Raw genomic sequence first — 18,734 nt, 5'->3', positions numbered from 1 at the left:
AATTTCGATTGGGCCGACGCTTGGTCGGCGGATTAGAGATCCTTGCGAAGTCTCGGATCGAGCATGTCCCTGAGGCCGTCGCCGACCATCTGCAGCGACAGCACGGAGAGGATGATGGCAACACCCGGAAACAGCGTCATCCAGTCGGCCTGGCCGATATATTGCCGGCCGGCGGCGATCATCGTTCCCCAGGTCGGGATTTCGGGGCTGACGCCGAGGCCGAGAAAAGACAGACCGGCTTCGGCAAGCATTGCGCTGGCGAAGAGGAACGTCGCCTGCACGAGGATCGGCGACAGCAGATTGCGCAGCACATGCCGCGTCATGATGTGGAAGGTCGAGATGCCAAGCGCCCTCGCCGCCTCGACATAGGGGAGTTCACGAATGACCAGCGTCGAAGCGCGCACAATGCGGGCAAGCCGCGGCGCATAGACGATCGACAGCGCGATGATGACCGTGGTCAGCGACGGGCCGAGGGCAGCAACGAGCGCGATTGCCAGCAGAATATCCGGAAACGCCATCATTGCATCGATCAGCCGGGCGATCGGCGTATCGAGCTTCTGGAAGAAGCCGGCAAGCAGGCCGAGCGTCACGCCGATCACGGCCGACAAGGTCACGACCGCCGCACCGACGAGCAGCGACAGACGGCCGGCGAAGATGGTGCGCGAGAAGACATCGCGACCGAACTCGTCGGTGCCGAAGACAAAGGTGCCGCTCGGCGGCTTCAGCCGGTTGACGATGGAAAGCTTCGACGGCGAATAGGGCGCGACAACAGGTGCGAAGACCGCCAGAAGCACGAAGATCGTCAGGATCAGCAAGCCCAAGGCGACCGTCTTGCGCTTCAGCAGGCGCCTGGCGAATTTGCTGCCCTCGCCTTCGACGGGTTTGATTGCGATATCGGCCATCAGTAGCGCACCCTCGGATCGATCAGGAGATAGAGCATGTCGATCGCAAAATTGATCAGCACGTAGAGCGCGGCGATGACGAGCAGCGCGCCCTGGATGACGGGATAGTCGCGGCGCAGCACCGCTGAGACGACGAGGTTGCCGACACCCGGCAGGCCGAAGACGGTCTCGGTGACGACGGCGCCCGATATCAGCACCGCTGCCGTCAGGCCGATCACCGTCAGGATCGGGATCAGCGCATTCTTCAGTGCGTGCTTGAGGATGACCCGGCGCTCGATCAAACCCTTGGCGCGGGCCGTGCGGATATAATCGTCGCCGAGCACATCGAGCATCGAAGCGCGGGTGAAACGCAGGATCAGCGCCGAGGAGACGATGCCGAGCGCGAAGGCGGGCAGCGTCAGGTGATACATGCGCTCGAAAAAGGTCGAGCCCGGGCCGCCATAGCCCGAGACCGGGAAGAGGTTGAGCCTGACGGCGAAGAACTGCATCAGGATCAGGCCGAGCCAGAAGCTCGGAATGCTGGCGGCAAACATCGCAAGCGTCGTTGCCGCCTGGTCGATGAAGGAGCCGCGCCGATAGGCGGCATAGATGCCGATCGGCAGAGCGATGATGCTGGCGATTGCGAGCGAAAACAAAGTCAGGAAGAAGGTCGGTTCGGCCCGGTCGAGCAGAGCCGAGGTGACAGGCATGTTGAGGAAGATCGACTGGCCGAGATCGCCTCTCAGCATCTGGCCGATATAATAGACATATTGCAGGCCGAGCGACTGATCGAGGCCGAGCCGGGCCCTGAGGTCGGCAATATCCTGCGGCGTCGCATCCGGCCCGAGCATGACGGCGGCCGGATCGCCCGGGGTCACGCGCACGATGACGAAGACGATCGTGACGACGAGAAACATCACGACGATCATGCCGAACAGGCGCTGGAGGATGTAGCGTATCATGAATGCCTGGCAAACCTTTGCAGATGCTGCAAAAAAGAAGACCGATACCGGCCACGGCGGGCCGGTATCGGTGGCGATGTTTACTTCTTGATCGAAGCATTCCAGAAATACGGCCACGGAGCCGGATCGACGCCTTCAAGCTTGGTCGATTCTGCCGAAACGGCGTTGAAGTCGCCGATCTTCATGAAGGGGGCGTCGGCATAGATCGCCTTCTGGACATCGGCCCAGAGCGCCACGCGCTTCTTCGGATCGACTTCCGAGGTAAAGGCATCGACGGCAGCCTTGCGGGCCGGCGTATCCCACCAGCCCGGCGAACTGGTCGAGAGCGAGCCGATGAGGGCAGGCTCCGGCAGGAAGGGGCTATGGGTGATGTAGATATCCCAGAGCTTCGGATCGGTGCGGCGTTGCGTCAGCGTCGCCCAGTCCACCACCTGCATATCGACGGTGAAGCCGGCAAGCTTCAGATATTCGGCGGCGACCTGCGCCATCTTGTAGTGGAACTCATACTGGCGGCTGGTCAGGATGCGGATCGGTTCGCCGTTGTAGCCGGCCTTCTTGGCGGCAGCCGCCGCCCCTTCCGGATCGGCGACGTTATAGGCGCCCTCGACGCCAGCATCTGTCGACCAGGCAAAGGTCTTGGGATAGATGGCGCCGTCGAGCGCGTAGAAATCCTTGCTGCCGAAAGCCGCCGCCAGCATGTCTTCCATGCTGAGCGCCTGGCGGATCGCCTTGCGAACCTCGACATTCCCAGCAATACCTTCCTTCGTGTTGAAGACGAAGACGGGATAACCGAAGGGCTTCAGGATGATCGGCTGCGAGGCGGTGGAGGCCTTCAGCTTGTCGTAGGATTCAACCGGGATCGAGTCGACGTAGTCGTACTGGCCGGAAACGGCGGCCTCGACGCGAGTGTTCGGATCCGGCACCGGCACGAAGCGGATTTCATCGAGATACTGGTGGCGGGCGCCGCCATAACCATTGCTGTCGCCTTCGCGCGACTTGTAGCCATCGAAGCGGACGAGCTGGATATACTGGTCGGCCTTGCGCTCTTTCAGCATGTAGGGACCGGTGCCGATGAAGTCCTTCATCGGTTCGTCCTGCTTTTCGGACGGGATGATGATCGCGGCCGAATTGTTGAAGGCGAGCAGCGAGGTCAGCGGCGCATAGGGCTGCTTCAGCGCAATCTTGACGGTCGCCGGATCGACGGCGGTAACGGATTCGATGAAGCCGGCCACCTGCTTGCCGCGCGAGGCGATCTTCATCCAGCGACCAAGCGAGGCGACGACGTCTTCCGAGGTCATATCGCTATTGTCGTGGAACTTGATGCCGGTCCTGAGCTTGATCGTATAGGTTTTGCCGTCGGCGCTGATCTCAGGCAGGCTTTCGGCCAGAAGCGGCGTTACGTTCCAGCTCTTGTCGAAGGTGTAGAGCGTTTCGAAAATGTGCTGCGTGACGATGCCGACGAGATCGGCCGTCGACGACATCGGATCGAGCGTCGGCGGCTCGCCGATCGTCGCGACATTGATGACGCCGCCCTTTTCCTGGGCAAGCAGGGTCGAAGGCAGGGCGACGAGCGCAGTGCCGAGAAGGAATGCGACCAGTGTTTTCATGTGATGGCTCCCGTTTAGTTCCACAATTATGTAATTCATCTTTTTGTAACAGAATAAGAGATGGATCGATCCTGTCAAGCACGAGCGACGGATTATGCCCGGGGCGGATACCCGGACGCCGGAAAAACACACAATCTTTGGCTGCGTCCGCCTGCACCACGGCCGCTTATTGTGCCAAGGTGAGGCGATCGCCCTGAGTCAGGCTTCAAGGGAACGGGAGAGCAGGATGAGCATCGATTTCAACGACGGAAAATGGCTGAACGAGCCGGCTCAATGGCAGGCGAACGAAGCCGGCCTCACCCTGACGACCGACGAGACTACCGATTTCTGGCGGGAAACCCATTACGGCTTCACCCGCGACAGCGGCCATTTCCTCGCCTTTCCCACCGCCGATAGCTTCACCGCCCAGATCCGCGTCCAGGGCGAATTCCGCACCCTCTACGACCAGGCCGGCCTGATGGTGCGCATCGACGAGAAACGCTGGATGAAGACAGGCGTCGAATTCACCGACGGCGAAGCCTTCCTCAGCACCGTCGTCACCGACGGCAAGTCCGACTGGTCCGTGGCGCAGCCTTTCAAGGAATTGGAGGATTTCCGCATCCGCGTGACCGTCAAAAACGGCGCGATGCGCATCCAGGCCTCCCGTGACGGCAGCCGCTGGCCGCTGCTGCGGCTCGCGCCCTTCCCGGCAGCCACGCGCTATCAGGTCGGGCCGGCTGCCTGCACACCGGAGCGCAGCGGGCCGAGGGTGCGGTTTTCGGAGTTTTCGGTTGGGGCGGCGATTACGACGGATCTGCATGATTTAAGTTAGGGAGTCCGGAACGCGATCAAGTCGCACTCAGAGGCACCGGCAACAATAATCCGGCGGCGGCAAACTATAAATCATGAGTCTCCGCTCGATAACCCTTCTCAATTCGCTCAACCAACAAGGGTGCACTGATGATACCGCGGACCGGATATCTCTTTTCCTCATCAGAAAGGACTCGCGTCAGCATTACTTCCGTTTCTCCATTCCATAACCACCACGGGCCCCGCCGCCCGTCCCTATCCCGGGCACTGGTCCGAAAGATGGGAAAGACGGAATTTGCATCGGTCACGCTACTGTTTCCGACATTTGCCACTAGGCCTTCGTCAACTGCTTTTTGGACAGGAAAAAAGGCAGAAAATAACACGGGAGAAGTAACCACTTCGCCGAAATTATTGGGCCTGTCGCTGTGAAAACCATCAAACACGCGAAGCAGGTATCCGTAGCGTAAATGCTTATGAGTCACTTGGGCGTAGCAAACGCCTCTCGACGTTAGAATCTGAATTACGTTACCAATCTTTATGCGCTTTGCCATATCCAGACCCAGAATACTTCCTCTCGTCGTGAGGCATTTCATTGGAAAAATGAGGATTTGTCATCAAGCTCATCAACTCGGGTGCGGCAACCGCTTCAGCGCTTTAGCACTCCATGCACCAGGTAGGCACACGCAGTATGAGCATCAAGATTTGGGGTACTTGAGAAACGCCCAGGTATCTGCTTTTAGATTTATCTCATTTGCCAGCGCCTGAATGTTCGCCAGTTCCTCCGGAGCCAGCACCACATCATACTCGCGCAACTGCGTGCATAGATTTTCCAACGCAACCACACACTCATTATGCTCCGCAAGGGATATGTACTCGCGAATATCTTCCCCCGCTAACCGCCCGTTAAAATCACTGATCAAATCAATTAGTCGCTTCTCGATTTCCATCCATCCGCACCTCAAGAGTGTGGGTAACGAAGCGGCGCCATGGCAATATCCGGTACCTATCACTGAACCTTCACCACCGGCTAGACTCTCGGCGGATTGAATAGCCGGCGATGCCCGTTGTCAAACACCTCGCTTCTCGAAGTGATCTAACATTTTTTCAAGATAGAGCGACCTTTGGCTGCTCTACCGAAAGAACAAATCAAATGACTGCGAGTGCAGCGCAGCACACTTGACAAAGACAAGCTGCCTGTATTTTACTCAGGCCTGCGGATTAGGCAGAAGGCCAGCCGCATTGACATGACTCCGATAGTCTCTGGGCAGTTTCGCCCCATGACGCCTCATCGCTCGATGGGACCAGCGTCGTGGGGTTTTTGATGTGGTCACTTCATGAACGACACGCTGAAAATCGGCATCCTCTATTCGACCACCGGGCCTTACGGCTCGATGGGCCGCGACGCGCGCGACGGCGCCGATTTCGCGATGGCCGAATATGCCGGCGTCGAAGGGCTGGCGATCGAACCCATCTTCTTCGATCCGCATGCCGATCTTGCCGCCTATCTCGACGGCGCGCGCCATCTTCTGCGGGCCGGCTGCCGCCATATCGTCGGCACGATCACGTCGGCAGCACGCAAGGAAGTCATTCCGCTCGTCGAGAAACATGACGGCCTGCTCTGGTACATGTGCCCCTATGAAGGTTTCGAGGCCAACGAGAACGTCATCTATGTCGGCGGCTGCCCCAACCAGCATCTGCTGCCGCTTTTCGAGCACCTGATCCCGCGTTACGGCGCAAGGCCCTATCTCGTCGGCGCCAACTATGTCTGGGGCTGGGAGATGAACCGGCTCGCCCGCGAACTGATTACCAATGCCGGCGGCGAAGTACTTGGCGAACGCTATCTTCCGCTTGAAGAGACCGCCGTCGAACGCATCGTCGCCGAGATCGCGCAGCGCCGTCCGAGCTTCATCCTCAACAATCTGATCGGCCCCTCGAGCTACGCCTTCCTGGAGGCGATCAAGGCCCTTGGTGGTTGCGATCCGGCCTTCCGCGCGGAAAACTGCCCGGTGGTCAGCTGCGACCTGATGGAATGCGAACTCGACGATATCGCCGCCGGAGCTGCTGCCGGCCAGCTTTGCGCCGCTTCCTATTTCGACAGTATCGCGACCCCCGAGAATGCCGCCTTCAAGGCCCGTGTCACCGAGCGTCACGGCACGGAGCGGCGTGTCTCCAGCGTCTTTGCCAGCGCCTATACGGCCGTCCGGCTCTGCGTCGACGCGATCGTCGCTGCCGGTAGTGACGAGCCCGACGCCGTCCGGCGCGAGCTCTACAATCGATCCTGGCCGACCCCGTTCGGCACGCTTTCGATCGACCGCGACACCAATCATGCCGCCCTGCCCTTCCATCTCGGCCGGATCAACGCCGACAACGGCTTTGATGTCGTCGCCTCGCGGCCGCCGCTCGCCGCCGACCCCTATCTGACCGGCCGCAACCGACAGGCCTTTCCACGGCTGAGGGTGGTGTCATGAGAGAGACGCCCAATTTCACCGGCTGGCAGGCGATGGTCCTGCATCGCGAGGACGGCAACACCGAAAAGCTGATCCGCCAGCTTCGCCTGCTCGGCATCCACGCAACGCTGCAATGGGCGCCGCTTTCGGCTACGGCACTGCCCGATCTCGTCATCGTCGATGCCGACCAGGGCTGGGACGATCTACTGCCCTGGAACGGCGAAACGCCTGCCTGCCCCGTCGTTGCCTTGCTTGGTTCGGAAGCGCCCGGCCGCATCGCCTGGGCGCTCGGACAGGGGGCCGGCGCGATCATCGCCAAGCCGATCGCCACATCGGCCGTCTATCCGGCACTTGTCATGGCCGTCTCCATTCATCGGGAGCGCAAGGCGACCGCGGAAAAGCTGCAATATCTCGAAGAGCGCGTTCGGCTGCGGCCACTCGTTCACGCCGCCGTCGAAAAGCTTCAGGCCGCACACGGCATCGACGAGGAGAGCGCTTACGCAATCCTGCGCAATTGCGCCATGCGCCGCCGCCTGCCGATGGAGCAGATATCGGCCTTCATCCTGGCGGGCGCCGAACCCCTGCCGGAGGCCGGCTGATGCACGTACTGAAACAGATGATCCGCCAGCCGACGGCCCTTTTCGGCCTGATCGTCGTCACACTCGTCATCGCGCTCGCCATCGCAGCGCCGTGGATCGCGCCGTTCAGTCCCGACGAACAGATGTTTGACGGCCTCTCGCTCGAAGGCGCGCCGCTGCCGCCGGGCGGTCCCTATCTGCTGGGCACCGACACGCTCGGCCGCGACCTCTTTTCCCGCCTGCTCTTCGGCGCCCGCACCTCGCTGATCATCGGCCTTGTCGCCAACGGCATCGCGGTGACGATCGGCCTCTTCGTCGGCATCGTTGCCGGTTATCTCCGCGGGCTGGCGGGCAATATCCTGATGCGCTTCACCGATCTGATGATGGCCTTTCCGGCGCTGTTGCTCGCCATCGTGCTCGCCGCATTGCTGAAGCCGAGCCTCTGGATCGTCGCCATGGTGATCGCGCTGGTCAACTGGGTGCAGGTCGCCCGCATCGTCTATACCGAAACCCGCGGGCTGGTGGAGCGCGATTTCATCATGGCGGAGCGCTCGCTCGGCGCCGGCCATATGCGGGTGCTCTTCATGCATATCCTGCCCCACCTCATGCCGACGGCAATCGTCTGGGGAACGCTCGGCATCGCCACCACCGTGCTGCTCGAGGCGACACTTTCCTTTCTCGGCGTCGGCGTCCAGCCGCCGCAGCCCTCCTGGGGCAACATCATCTTCGAGAGCCAAAGCTATTTCCAGGCCGCCCCCTGGCTGGTCTTCATTCCGGGCGCGATCATCCTTCTGACGGCGCTTTCCTTCAATCTGGTGGGCGACGCGCTGCGCGACATTCTCGACCCGACCCAGCGCGGGAGGGGCTAATGGCGTCACTCATGCTCCGCAGGCTGGTGCAGGCGGCGCTCATCCTGCTCGGCGTCGCGGCAATCACCTTCGTGCTGCTCTACGCCCTTCCGGCCGACCCGGCCCGCATGATCGCCGGCCGCAGCGCTACCGCCCTGACGGTCGCCAACATCCGCCATGAGCTCGGCCTCGACCAACCGCTGCTGGTCCAGTTCGGCACCTATCTCGGCAATCTGCTGCATGGCAATCTCGGCCGCTCCTATGCGCAGAAGACCGATGTCTGGACGCTGATCGCCGCCCGCCTGCCGGCAACACTGACGCTGATGCTTGCCGGCATCTTCGTCGAGGTGGTGCTCGGCCTGACGCTCGGCACCATCGCTGCCGTGCGCCGCGGCGGCTTCGTCGACCGTCTGGTGATGATGGCCTCCTTTGTCGGCACCTCGGCGCCGCAGTTCCTCGTCGCCCTGCTGCTGCTCTACCTGCTGGCGGCAACGCTCGGCTGGTTTCCGATGAGCGGCTACGGCAGCTTCTCGCATCTCGTCCTGCCGGCCGTGACGCTCGGCATCTGCGGCGCCGGTTGGTACGCCCGCATGGTGCGCTCGTCGATGATCGACGTGCTGAACCAGGATTATGTCCGCACGGCGCGCGCCAAGGGCCTTTCCTCGAAGCGCGTCATCCTGCGGCATGCACTGCCCAATGCCGTGCTGCCGATCATCGCGATGATCGGCATCGATATCGGCCAGTTCATGGGCGGCGTGGTCGTGGTTGAAGCGGTCTATGGCTGGCCCGGCATCGGCCAGCTCGCCTGGCAGGCGATCCAGCAGGTCGACATCCCGATCATCATGGGTGTCACCCTGACCTCGGCACTCGCCATCATCATCGGCAATCTGCTTGCCGACCTCGTCGCGCCGGTCATCGATCCGCGCATCCGCACACGCTGACAGCAACCAAAGAAGGGGAACCAAGATGTTCAAACGCTGGCTGCAACAGACGACCATGGCAACGATGGTGGCGCTCGCCCCATTATCCGTCATGGCTCAGGAAACGCCCAAGCAGGGCGGCGATATCGTCGTGACCTACAAGGACGATATCACCACGCTCGACCCGGCAATTGGCTACGACTGGGTCAACTGGTCGATGATCAAGAGCCTCTACTCCCGCCTGATGGACTATGCGCCCGGTACGCCGAACCCGGTGCCCTCGCTTGCCGAAAGCTTCAGCGTTTCGCCCGACGGCCTGACCTATACCTTCAAGCTACACAAGGGCGTGAAGTTCTCAAACGGCCGCGAGGTCGTCGCCTCCGACGTGAAATATTCGATCGAACGCGCCGTCGACCCGAAGACGCAGGGGCCCGGCGCCGGCTTCTTTGGCGCCATCAAGGGCTTCGAGGATGAAACCGGCGGCAAGACGACGACGCTTTCCGGCATCGAGACGCCGGATGACGGCACCGTCATCTTCAACCTCTCGCGCCCCGACGCCACCTTCCTGCACGTGCTTGCGATCAACTTCGCCTCGGTCGTGCCGAAGGAAGCCGTCGAGGCGGCCGCCGGCGACTTCGGCAAGAAGCCGGTCGGCTCCGGCACCTTCATCCTGAAGGACTGGACGATCGGCCAGCAGCTCGTTTTCGAGCGCAACAAGGATTACTTCGTCAAGGGCGTTCCCTATATCGACAGCTTCAAGGTCGAGGTCGGCCAGGAGCCGCTGGTGGCGCTCTTGCGCTTGCAGAAGGGCGAGGTCGACATTGCCGGCGACGGCATTCCGCCGGCGAAATTCCTCGAAATCAAGAATTCGGCCGACGGCGCGCAGATGATCGTCGACGGCGAACAGCTGCACACCGGCTACATCACGCTGAACACCAAAGTGAAACCCTTCGACAACGTCAAGGTTCGCCAGGCGCTGAACATGGCGATCAATAAGGACCGCATCACCCGCATCCTCAACGGCCGCGCAACGCCTGCCAACCAGCCGCTGCCGCCGCTGATGCCCGGCTACGACAAATCCTTCGCCGGATACGCCTATGACGCGGCGAAGGCCAAGGCGCTGCTTGCCGAAGCCGGCTATCCCGACGGCTTCGAGACCGTGCTCTACTCCACCAACACCGATCCGCAGCCGCGTATCGCCCAGGCGATCCAGCAGGATCTGGCCGCCGTTGGCGTCAAGGCCGAAGTCCGCGCGCTCGCCCAGGCAAACGTCATCGCGGCCGGCGGCACGGAAGGCGAAGCGCCGATGATCTGGTCGGGCGGCATGGCCTGGATCGCCGACTTCCCGGACCCGTCCAACTTCTACGGCCCGATCCTTGGTTGCGCCGGCGCGGTTCCGGGCGGCTGGAACTGGTCGTGGTACTGCAACGCCGATCTCGACAAGCGCGCCGTTGCCGCCGACTCGATGTCCGATCCGGCAAAGGCCGCCGAGCGCACCGCCGCCTGGGGCAAGATCTTCACCGACATCATGACCGATGCGCCGTGGATCCCTGTTATCAACGAACGCCGCGTCGTCGCCAAGTCGCTGCGCATGGGCGGTGCTGACAACATCTACATCGATCCGACCCGCGTCATCAATTACGACGCGATCTACGTCAAGCAATAGGCCCTGAAGAAACAAAGCCTTCCCGGTCCACGCCGGGAAGGCATCATAAAATCGAGGGAGATATGCCATGTGCATCGCCTGCACCCACACCATCCACCGCGCCCAGCATAATTTCGGCTGGAACAAGGATTTCCCCCCCGCCGTCGTCGCCAAGCCCGGCGAGACGATCCACTTCGAATGCATGGATTCATCGGGTGGCCAGCTCGGAAGCGACGCGACCCTGGAAACGCTGAACACGCTCGATTTCGGCAAGATCAACCCGGTCTCCGGCCCGGTCTATATCGAAGGCGCCAAACCCGGCGATGCACTGAAGGTGACGCTGCGCAAGTTCATTCCGTCGGGCGTCGGCTGGACGGCCAATATTCCAGGCTTCGGCCTGCTTGCCGACCAATTCAAGGATCCGGCGCTGCACGTCTGGTCTTATGACGCCAACAGCATGGTGCCCGCCCTTTACGGTCCGGGCGGCCGCGTGCCGCTGAAGCCCTTCGCCGGCACGATCGGCGTCGCACCCGCCGAGCCCGGCACCCATTCCGTCGTTCCCCCGCGTCGCGTCGGCGGCAACATGGACATCCGCGACCTGACGGCAGGCGTGACGCTCTATCTGCCCGTCGAGGTCGACGGCGCACTGTTTTCGATCGGGGATACCCATGCCGCCCAGGGCGATGGCGAAGTCTGCGGCACGGCGATCGAAAGCCAGATGAACGTCGAAGCGACGATCGAGCTCGTCAAGGACGCCAAGCTGCAGACGCCGCGCTTCACCACGACCGAACCGGTGACCCGCCATCTCGACGGCGCCGGCTACGAGGTGACGACAGGCATCGGCCCTGACCTGATGACCGGGGCGCGTGAAAGCGTCATGCGTATGATCGATCTTCTCGGCGCCGAACACGGCATGAGCGCCGTCGACGCCTATCTGCTCTGCTCGGTCTGCGGCGATCTCCGGATCAGCGAGATCGTCGACCAGCCGAACTGGGTGGTTTCCTTCTACTTCCCGAGGATCGTGTTCGCGTGAACGAAGCCTTGCCCGCCGCAGCACCGGTGCTCAGCCTTCGCAATCTGAGCGTCGATGCCCGCACACCCGAAGGCCGCAAGCCGGTGCTCCAGGATGTCAGCTTCGAGCTTGCAAGCGGCGAAACGCTCTGCATCGCCGGCGAATCCGGCTCCGGTAAGTCGGTCACCTCGCTGTCGATCATGGGGCTCCTGCCGAAAGCCTCGCTGCGGGTCGCCTCCGGCAGCGTGCTGCTTGGCGAGCGCGACCTGCTTAAGCTTTCCGACCGGGGGATGCGCAGCGTGCGCGGCGGCGATATCGCCATGGTGTTCCAGGAGCCGATGACCTCGCTCAACCCGGTCATGTCGGTCGGCAACCAGCTGACCGAAGCAATCCGCGCGCACCAGGGCAGCGAGAATGCCGAGGCGGTGGCGCTGAAGATGCTCGACGCCGTGCAGATCACCGACCCGGCCCGGCGGCTGAAGCAATATCCGCATGAGCTTTCCGGCGGCATGAGGCAACGGGTGATGATCGCCATGGCGCTCTCCTGCCGGCCGAAGGTGCTGATCGCCGACGAACCGACGACCGCACTCGACGTCACCGTACAGGCGCAGATCCTCAGGCTGATGCGCGAGTTGAAGCGCGAATTCGGCGCCTCGATCATCCTGATCACCCACGACATGGGCGTCGTCGCCGAAATGGCCGATCGCGTCGTCATCATGCAAAATGGCAGGATCGTCGAGCAGGGAACGGCGCTCGCCATCTTCCAGCGGCCGAAGGAGGCCTATACGCAGCAACTGCTCGCCGCCGTCCCGCGGCTCGGCGCGCTTGCCGGCACCGACCGTCCGCCGCGCATCACCCAGCGCGCCGTCGAGACGCTGCATCCGGACCGCACGCCGGTCCTGAACGTGCGCGACCTCACCGTCACCTATGGCAATGCCGCAAGCCGGTTTTTCAAGGGCAAGCCGCCGGTCGCAGCCGTCGATGGCGTTTCCTTCGATATCCTGCCGGGTGAAACGCTCGGCCTCGTCGGCGAAAGCGGCTCCGGCAAATCGACGACGGGCAAGGCCGTGCTCGGTCTCATCCCCTTCAAGGGCAACGTCCTGATCGACGGCCGCAATATCGCCGGCCTCAGCCAGCGCGAGATGCGGCCCGTGCGCCGCTCGGCGCAGATGATCTTCCAGGATCCCTATGCCTCGCTCGACCCGCGCATGGCCGTCGGCAAGGCGATCGGCGAACCGATGCTCATCCACGGCATCGGCAACCACAGCGAACGGCAGGACCGCGTCGCCGAACTGCTGCGCCGGGTCGGCCTGACGCCTGATGCGGCGACGCGCTATCCGCACGAATTTTCAGGCGGCCAGCGCCAGCGCATCTGCATCGCACGGGCGCTGGCACTGGAGCCCAAGCTGATCGTCGCCGACGAGAGCGTCGCAGCGCTTGACGTCTCTGTACGCGCCCGGGTGCTCGACCTGCTGCTCGAACTGCAGGAGACGATGGGGCTCGCCTATCTCTTCATCTCCCACGACATGGCGGTGGTCGAGCGCATGTCGCACAACGTCGCCGTCATGCGCGCCGGCCGCATCATCGAAACCGGCACACGGCGGGACATCTTCGAGAACCCGAGGAATGACTACACCCGCGCGCTGATCGCCGCGGTTCCGATCCCCGATCCGGAGGTCTATCGCGGTAGGGAAGCGCATGCGTGATTGAGGGTCAGACATGACTAAAATGTAAACGAGGAGCGCCTTGCGGGAATTGACCAGCGCGGACCGGAGACGGGGAGCGGTTCATCAATGGGTCGGACACTAATTCATTCTGGAGGAGATTCGCAGTGGCAGGTCAAAGCCTTGAAGATCGCTCCAGCGGCGTCAGTCTCATCATGATGCCAATAGACGATCTTCAACCGAGTCGCCGCCCTTAAATACTGGCGACCGCCCAGCCGAGATTAGCCTGCAGCGCAACTTAGCGAAGTCGCAATTCAACGGTATAAATATTACCTTCGATCGGCTTGTGCCTCTCAAATATCTCAACAATATCATCAAAAATTGTCGGACCTTCGCGCCTTTTTGCCATCCTTATTTGCTTCATGATCTCGTTTCGAGCGGATGAATGGCTCCTCTTCAGGCGTTTTTCTAGAACACGGGCTGTTTCTTCATGTCCAAGACGAGCACGTGATAACTGATGGTTATCCCAAAACAGAACACATCCGTTTTCCGGAGTTCCGAAGCCGCCTCCCAGCATGTCATCAAGGCCATCGAAATTATAGTTCCAGTCGGGGATATCCGGAAAAAGCTGCCGCGCAAGTTCGCGAAAAAAACTATCCAAGTCCCGGATTTTCTTTCCGTCAATATGAAATTTCTTTTTTTCTTCCACTCTCTTTACCTACCACGTTTTAATCGGACTTCAGGTCTCTCGTAGCGCAGTCACCTGCCACCGACGTTTCACCCGGCTGCGATTAAAGCGGCGGCGACCACCCAAATAGCTCAGAGTTTCAGCGGCTTCCGTGGGGCCAAGCCGGAGCACAAACCATGAGCGTCAAGAGCTCGACTACCTGAGAAAATCCCACGTATCCCCTTTCAAATTCATTGTATTAGCCAGCTCCAGAATGGCTGTCAGTTCCTCTGGGACCGGCACAACATCATACTCGTACAATTGTGTGCATAGATTTTCTAATGCAACCGCGCACTCATTGTGCTCAGCAAGGGATATGTACTCCCCAATATACTCGTCGGGTAACCGCCCGTTGAAATCATGGATCAGTTTGATTAGTCGCTTCTCAACCTCCATCCCCACCTCAATACTGTGCCTAGCGAAGCGGCATCATGTGCTTCGCAATATCTGGTGATCAATCATTGAACCTTTACCCACTGGCGCTTAAACCTCAAACGAGCGCTAGCGCAATGAAGCAAGTTCAGGAGGCCGGTCTTCTCTTAGCCGTCGCTCTAATTCCGCTACAGCCTCGGCATCGGGAGGGTCAATCAACCTATACAGCAGGTCATCTCTTTCCGCGGCCCAATGAACCAAAATGTCGTCTCCTCCACCGGATTCGCGAAGAATGAATCCATCAATCGATGGGTCCACGACGTCACACTTGTTTTCAGGAACAACGGTGAACCCGTTATACCCCTCATGCGGAATAACTAGATGATGCCGCAGACCGTCCACCCAATATATTGCATAAACGTCAACGACTCTATTGAATCCATCTCTTTCTATGATCTTCATGTTGCCGCTTAGTTCGTTAACTTCATGTCATATGCTCTTCCGGCTACAGAATTATATTGATAGTGGATCGATATTTTTGTTCCATCTGGCCGATTGATTTTTCCCAATCCTTGGCCAGTCGCCGACATCTGCCAAGCCGCGCGAAAGTGCGATCCACCGCCTTTGCTACCTTCTGTCACCCACACCGCGTGCTGGGACACGACCCATCTGAATTTAGGAAGTTGGTCACAAACAACCTCAAGCTATTCGTTCTGCGTCAAGACAGCCACATGGAAAATATCGTCATCAGAGTAAATCCCGCAACTCTTTGAATGAAACCACTTAAGAAATTCAGAGTTATCGACCAGAACAATGCTTCCGATTGGACAATCATGAGCTCTATAGGCCACCCGCAAACAGTCACCGAATGTCCGCTGCCTCGACCGTTGCCAGCGCATAGTTACTACTGTCAGGTAAAAACGCCTCAACCTCATAGGCAGTTGGTGAATCTGGGTCCCCGAAAACCACGACAACAGTAACTACTGTTCCCGCAGGCAAAACTATATCAATGTGTTCGCCGATCACTACTGCGTTAACCTCTCTCGGCAATGCGAAGACATCATTTTCCTTCATTGTGCTCATTTGTTCGTAGGAATCCCCGTCACTAGTCGGACCGTTCCGAAATTGTCCTGCATGAACACAAACTTTGTGTTAATCGTCTTTCCGTTAGCGCCTAAAATTGGAATGACTTGTTCATACGTTTTCCTATACTCGGTAGTTTTTGTCGCCGTAGCCGCTCCTATATCAAAATACAACTGCGACGATAGATCCTTCCAATTGCTTTGGTCGAAGCCCAAAGCTTGCTTAAACCAGGTAGCTTTACTTTGGTTTTGCGGATGCGTTGCGTTCAATAGATAATCATATAACTTGCTTTTAAGATTGGATGTTTCAAAACCAACCCTACGTCCCGTGCAGCCTCCGTTGCTAGCACCTCACGTTCAGCCGCCTTCTGCTTGACTGCGAAAGGGCCGCCTATGCCGGCAAAGACCCCGTTGAAGATCAACCATGGCAGCATCGCTTGATCTACGCGAGCGTTTGCGTAGCGTATACCGCCAATAATCTCGGCCTGCCTGAAAAGGCTATCGGCGATATCGATCTGCGTTAGATGCTCTCGGTTATAAAAGTCCGAAGCGAGATTATAAAACTCGACGATCTTGGGGAAAAACTCCGCGTCGATCGATGTATCGCGGTACTCGTCGCCGCTTGCGTGGAAATACTGAAGGCAGGCGGTAGAGCCAGGGTTGCAATAAAAGGCCTTTGGCGCGATGCTATCGAGGAAGGCGGATGCTGCATCGTTCTGCGGCAGGTTGGCTTGCGAAATATCTACTTGCTTGAGTGCCTGGTTGATCAGTTCGCCGGTAGCAAGCTTGATCGCCGCGTCTGAGCAATCGTTAACACTTGTGCAGTAGCCCTGCTGCACCGCATAGCGGGCGGCGTTGGCGGCAATGAGCCTGGCTTCATCAATGTGAAGCTGCCGGTTGAAGCTCTCAGAGTCGAGTGCGGTGGCCGCCCCCTGGTTTCCGCCGACTGCCGCGCCGACGAGAACCGCCGCCCATTGGCCGAGTGCGTTACGCTCCTCCTGCGTCAGGTTCGGATTATCCATCAGCGCCTTGCCGATGACCGCGCCAATCAGTTCCTGTGTGCCGCCTGCGACGGCACCGAGACCTATGTTTCCTCCCGAAACCACCGCCGTCAGCGCCGGCGGCCGCGTGCAGGGCGATCTTCTCAGGACTTCCCTCCGCAAAGCCAAGCTTCTGGGAAATCTCTCCAATCGCCATGTTCAGAAGCTGCGAAACGGCTGCGGCACTTTCCTGCCGACGACACAGGATACATCACCGGCCCAGACAAAACGCCCACATCGCGGCGACCGCCGCGCGCGTCTTCGCTGTGGACGCCACGCCAGCCGACAGCGCTCAATCAATAACAGAGACGCTGTGACAAAAGCGGGCTAATTCATTCTGGAGGAGATTCGCAGTGGCAGGTCATGGCCTACAATGAATCAACGCGATCTACGACGATCATCCCAAGGCACGAAAACGGGATCGGGATCCATATCACCAGCTTGGAAGGTCGGGACAAGCTCGCCGATCTTGTTCGGAATCTTCACTACATTCGCCCTGATAAGCCGCTTGATTTCATCACGATATTGCAGAGCTCTTTTCTCCCGCGCTTCTTTTTCCGCGTCCGACTTCGGAGATTGGGATTTGGTATGCTGAAGCCGTCTTTGAAAATATGGCCTTCCAATTTTCTCATTCTGAATATGCATAGATCCACGAAGCATGATGATTTCGCCTGTTTCCTCTTCAATTTCACCCATTATGTCGGCGATATCTTCCGTTTCCATAACAACTATCCGACACCCTCGCGAATGTGCTAGGAAAAAATTTAGAATATGTCCGGATCGCCTATACAATTCCTCCCAGCCCTCAGAATGATCTACGTGAGGAATTCCGTCAAAAAACGTGTGCTCCTCCAATAATCCGATCTCCGGAACAGCAGGGTGGGTTCTTTGCTTGCCGACAGCGATCATGTCCCCAGTGTCGAGATTCAAAAGCATGTAATCAACCGACATTTCGACCTCTATTTTGGACAGGAGTACACAAGTTTACCCTGCGCCGTGTAAATCGTTACAGTTGGTGCGGTTTTGTCGTATCGGGAATCCGATATGACCCTTTTCATTGCCTCTTCTAGGTCATTCACTGGTTGATTCAGCCGGATAACTCGGACTAATGAAGTGGCAAATCAACGGTATAAATATTACCGTCGATCGGCTTGCCCTCTCAAATACATCAACAATATCATCAATAACTGTCGAACCTTCGTGCCTTTTTGTCCATCTTTATCTGCTCGTCTCCTCGGTAATCGATCTGCTAGAAGATATCACCCGCGTATCGGGGGTCGGATACAAGTTTATTTCTGAGGTCGCTCCACAACGGCTCACAGAATGATGCCTGTTTGCGTTCTTTGTCATAGGCTCGCTTGGTCGCGGTTACGAACGCATTAAACCCCTGGGAATCTTGCTCATCTAACGCGATAAAGGGCATTCCCTGCTCGTCCAACCTTTCGTATATGCGTGTCCGATATACATTATCCTCATCGCCGAACTCGACTCTAATTCTCTCAATTAAATAGTAGAGCCCCATCGTGTTCAGAGAAATTAGCACTCCACGCGATACAATAATTGACCCTGCCATGTTTTTACCTCACAAGGATGAGTTTTGCTTGTTGCGATGCCGATAGACTTCTAACGACATTCATTAGTATCGCTTGATTTCCTTCACTCAAGAAACGCATATCTAAAGGAATTATGTCCGCCTTATTGGTATGATCCAAAAGCGTTTCGGTAAACTAGCTACGTCGAGACAGAGGCAGATAAAATTTCATCTCGGCCTTCAAATAAATCGCGATAATTTCTCAGGAGACCCCAAGTGTAATTATGTCCTCATGATACACTTCGATACACTTCCCTGTGGATTCTGAGAAAATCCAAAAATCTGTGCATGGCAGCGTTGGGTGTTCGTCAAAAAAAGATACCATATCACATAGAACATTCAGATCTCCCGTAATTAACATAGTATCGCCATGATCAAACCATAGAGAATATATTCCATGTAAACGATGCGAAATCCTTAATTCTGTCAAGCAAGCAATTATGTTATTTTCGTTTCCAATTTTACACTGGGCGGCATAATTTGATTTCGTCCAGTCTATTCCAGAAATCGACCAGACAAACCGCTCATTTATGAACTTATTGAAGATATCAAGAGAATTATCCCCCACG

At 58.6% G+C, this 18,734-nt stretch carries 20 protein-coding genes; 8 read left to right on the top strand and 12 right to left on the bottom strand.

Annotation, left to right across the window (positions count from 1 at the left end):
- Nucleotides 1–32 precede the first annotated feature (32 nt).
- From OLZ32_RS04335 to OLZ32_RS04325, 3 genes are all read right to left on the bottom strand, one after another.
- Complete coding sequence (locus tag OLZ32_RS04335) at nt 33–902, bottom strand: ABC transporter permease (protein WP_003547939.1); 870 nt, start codon at nt 900–902, stop codon at nt 33–35.
- The gene (locus OLZ32_RS04330; RefSeq protein WP_003547937.1) at nt 902–1,843 is read right to left on the bottom strand and encodes an ABC transporter permease; all 942 of its coding nucleotides are present in this window, start codon (nt 1,841–1,843) and stop codon (nt 902–904) included. The genes OLZ32_RS04335 and OLZ32_RS04330 overlap by 1 nt, the downstream gene beginning before the upstream one ends.
- Nucleotides 1,844–1,923: 80 nt before the next feature.
- A complete protein-coding gene (locus tag OLZ32_RS04325) occupies nt 1,924–3,450 on the bottom strand; it encodes an ABC transporter substrate-binding protein (RefSeq protein ID WP_264399344.1) in 1,527 nt (508 codons plus the stop codon).
- 226 nt (nt 3,451–3,676) lie between these two features.
- On the opposite strand from OLZ32_RS04325, the gene OLZ32_RS04320 reads away from it, so the two are divergent.
- Nucleotides 3,677–4,261 carry a DUF1349 domain-containing protein gene (locus OLZ32_RS04320; RefSeq protein WP_264419680.1) on the top strand — a complete coding sequence of 195 codons (585 nt, stop codon included), beginning with the start codon at nt 3,677–3,679 and terminating at the stop codon, nt 4,259–4,261.
- 673 nt (nt 4,262–4,934) lie between these two features.
- On the opposite strand, the gene OLZ32_RS04315 is transcribed toward OLZ32_RS04320, so the two are convergent.
- Nucleotides 4,935–5,186 (bottom strand): MafI family immunity protein, encoded by a 252-nt coding sequence (locus OLZ32_RS04315; protein WP_003547928.1) that lies wholly within the window; start codon nt 5,184–5,186, stop codon nt 4,935–4,937.
- A 387-nt stretch (nt 5,187–5,573) separates the two neighbouring features.
- Here OLZ32_RS04315 and OLZ32_RS04310 point away from each other — a divergent pair, with 387 nt between their 5' ends.
- The 7 genes from OLZ32_RS04310 (at nt 5,574) to OLZ32_RS04280 (ending at nt 13,395) form a co-directional block, all read left to right on the top strand.
- Nucleotides 5,574–6,707: a transporter substrate-binding protein gene (locus OLZ32_RS04310; RefSeq protein WP_264399345.1), complete on the top strand. Its 1,134-nt coding sequence runs from the start codon at nt 5,574–5,576 to the stop codon at nt 6,705–6,707.
- A complete protein-coding gene (locus OLZ32_RS04305; RefSeq protein ID WP_264399346.1) occupies nt 6,704–7,285 on the top strand; it encodes an ANTAR domain-containing response regulator in 582 nt (193 codons plus the stop codon). The genes OLZ32_RS04310 and OLZ32_RS04305 overlap by 4 nt, the downstream gene beginning before the upstream one ends.
- On the top strand, nt 7,285–8,133 hold the full coding sequence (locus OLZ32_RS04300) for an ABC transporter permease (protein WP_222059068.1): 849 nt from the start codon (nt 7,285–7,287) through the stop codon (nt 8,131–8,133). The genes OLZ32_RS04305 and OLZ32_RS04300 overlap by 1 nt, the downstream gene beginning before the upstream one ends.
- Nucleotides 8,133–9,053 carry an ABC transporter permease gene (locus tag OLZ32_RS04295; protein WP_264399347.1) on the top strand — a complete coding sequence of 307 codons (921 nt, stop codon included), beginning with the start codon at nt 8,133–8,135 and terminating at the stop codon, nt 9,051–9,053. Before OLZ32_RS04300 ends, OLZ32_RS04295 begins: the two co-directional genes overlap by 1 nt.
- Nucleotides 9,054–9,078: 25 nt before the next feature.
- On the top strand, nt 9,079–10,698 hold the full coding sequence (locus OLZ32_RS04290; protein WP_264399348.1) for an ABC transporter substrate-binding protein: 1,620 nt from the start codon (nt 9,079–9,081) through the stop codon (nt 10,696–10,698).
- Between the two features lie 67 nt (nt 10,699–10,765).
- Nucleotides 10,766–11,710: an acetamidase/formamidase family protein gene (locus OLZ32_RS04285; protein ID WP_011655183.1), complete on the top strand. Its 945-nt coding sequence runs from the start codon at nt 10,766–10,768 to the stop codon at nt 11,708–11,710.
- Nucleotides 11,707–13,395, top strand: coding sequence for an ABC transporter ATP-binding protein (locus tag OLZ32_RS04280; protein WP_264399349.1), 1,689 nt, complete (start codon nt 11,707–11,709; stop codon nt 13,393–13,395). Before OLZ32_RS04285 ends, OLZ32_RS04280 begins: the two co-directional genes overlap by 4 nt.
- 256 nt (nt 13,396–13,651) lie before the next feature.
- On the opposite strand, the gene OLZ32_RS04275 is transcribed toward OLZ32_RS04280, so the two are convergent.
- From OLZ32_RS04275 to OLZ32_RS39325, 8 genes are all read right to left on the bottom strand, one after another.
- Nucleotides 13,652–14,062 (bottom strand): barstar family protein, encoded by a 411-nt coding sequence (locus OLZ32_RS04275; protein ID WP_131139670.1) that lies wholly within the window; start codon nt 14,060–14,062, stop codon nt 13,652–13,654.
- Nucleotides 14,063–14,236: 174 nt separating this feature from the next.
- Entirely contained in the window at nt 14,237–14,476 is a 240-nt protein-coding gene (locus OLZ32_RS04270) for a MafI family immunity protein (RefSeq protein WP_264399350.1), read from the bottom strand.
- A gap of 105 nt (nt 14,477–14,581) precedes the next feature.
- A complete protein-coding gene (locus OLZ32_RS04265) occupies nt 14,582–14,914 on the bottom strand; it encodes a hypothetical protein (RefSeq protein ID WP_264399351.1) in 333 nt (110 codons plus the stop codon).
- Between the two features lie 399 nt (nt 14,915–15,313).
- Nucleotides 15,314–15,535 (bottom strand): hypothetical protein, encoded by a 222-nt coding sequence (locus OLZ32_RS04260; RefSeq protein WP_264399352.1) that lies wholly within the window; start codon nt 15,533–15,535, stop codon nt 15,314–15,316.
- Nucleotides 15,532–15,804: a DUF6883 domain-containing protein gene (locus tag OLZ32_RS39330; protein WP_406647449.1), complete on the bottom strand. Its 273-nt coding sequence runs from the start codon at nt 15,802–15,804 to the stop codon at nt 15,532–15,534. Before OLZ32_RS39330 ends, OLZ32_RS04260 begins: the two co-directional genes overlap by 4 nt.
- The gene (locus OLZ32_RS04255) at nt 15,801–16,697 is read right to left on the bottom strand and encodes a hypothetical protein (protein WP_264419677.1); all 897 of its coding nucleotides are present in this window, start codon (nt 16,695–16,697) and stop codon (nt 15,801–15,803) included. The genes OLZ32_RS39330 and OLZ32_RS04255 overlap by 4 nt, the downstream gene beginning before the upstream one ends.
- A gap of 255 nt (nt 16,698–16,952) precedes the next feature.
- A complete protein-coding gene (locus OLZ32_RS04250; protein ID WP_264399254.1) occupies nt 16,953–17,525 on the bottom strand; it encodes a hypothetical protein in 573 nt (190 codons plus the stop codon).
- Between the two features lie 626 nt (nt 17,526–18,151).
- Entirely contained in the window at nt 18,152–18,286 is a 135-nt protein-coding gene (locus OLZ32_RS39325; RefSeq protein WP_406647452.1) for a hypothetical protein, read from the bottom strand.
- Nucleotides 18,287–18,734: the final 448 nt, after the last annotated feature.

This window comes from Rhizobium acaciae (assembly GCF_025941625.1).
In the GTDB taxonomy this organism is placed as follows: domain Bacteria; phylum Pseudomonadota; class Alphaproteobacteria; order Rhizobiales; family Rhizobiaceae; genus Rhizobium; species Rhizobium acaciae.
Note: the sequence above shows the minus strand (reverse complement) of the source record. Positions and strands in the feature narration are given on the sequence as shown.

What these genes read in the sequence shown, in the direction of transcription:
- OLZ32_RS04335 (WP_003547939.1), bottom strand. Translation starts at nt 902, where the DNA reads ATGGCCGATATCGCAATCAAACCCGTCGAAGGCGAGGGCAGCAAATTC.
- OLZ32_RS04330 (WP_003547937.1), bottom strand. Translation starts at nt 1,843, where the DNA reads ATGATACGCTACATCCTCCAGCGCCTGTTCGGCATGATCGTCGTGATG.
- OLZ32_RS04325 (WP_264399344.1), bottom strand. Translation starts at nt 3,450, where the DNA reads ATGAAAACACTGGTCGCATTCCTTCTCGGCACTGCGCTCGTCGCCCTG.
- OLZ32_RS04320 (WP_264419680.1), top strand. Translation starts at nt 3,677, where the DNA reads ATGAGCATCGATTTCAACGACGGAAAATGGCTGAACGAGCCGGCTCAA.
- OLZ32_RS04315 (WP_003547928.1), bottom strand. Translation starts at nt 5,186, where the DNA reads ATGGAAATCGAGAAGCGACTAATTGATTTGATCAGTGATTTTAACGGG.
- OLZ32_RS04310 (WP_264399345.1), top strand. Translation starts at nt 5,574, where the DNA reads ATGAACGACACGCTGAAAATCGGCATCCTCTATTCGACCACCGGGCCT.
- OLZ32_RS04305 (WP_264399346.1), top strand. Translation starts at nt 6,704, where the DNA reads ATGAGAGAGACGCCCAATTTCACCGGCTGGCAGGCGATGGTCCTGCAT.
- OLZ32_RS04300 (WP_222059068.1), top strand. Translation starts at nt 7,285, where the DNA reads ATGCACGTACTGAAACAGATGATCCGCCAGCCGACGGCCCTTTTCGGC.
- OLZ32_RS04295 (WP_264399347.1), top strand. Translation starts at nt 8,133, where the DNA reads ATGGCGTCACTCATGCTCCGCAGGCTGGTGCAGGCGGCGCTCATCCTG.
- OLZ32_RS04290 (WP_264399348.1), top strand. Translation starts at nt 9,079, where the DNA reads ATGTTCAAACGCTGGCTGCAACAGACGACCATGGCAACGATGGTGGCG.
- OLZ32_RS04285 (WP_011655183.1), top strand. Translation starts at nt 10,766, where the DNA reads ATGTGCATCGCCTGCACCCACACCATCCACCGCGCCCAGCATAATTTC.
- OLZ32_RS04270 (WP_264399350.1), bottom strand. Translation starts at nt 14,476, where the DNA reads ATGGAGGTTGAGAAGCGACTAATCAAACTGATCCATGATTTCAACGGG.
- OLZ32_RS04265 (WP_264399351.1), bottom strand. Translation starts at nt 14,914, where the DNA reads ATGAAGATCATAGAAAGAGATGGATTCAATAGAGTCGTTGACGTTTAT.
- OLZ32_RS04260 (WP_264399352.1), bottom strand. Translation starts at nt 15,535, where the DNA reads ATGAGCACAATGAAGGAAAATGATGTCTTCGCATTGCCGAGAGAGGTT.
- OLZ32_RS04250 (WP_264399254.1), bottom strand. Translation starts at nt 17,525, where the DNA reads ATGTCGGTTGATTACATGCTTTTGAATCTCGACACTGGGGACATGATC.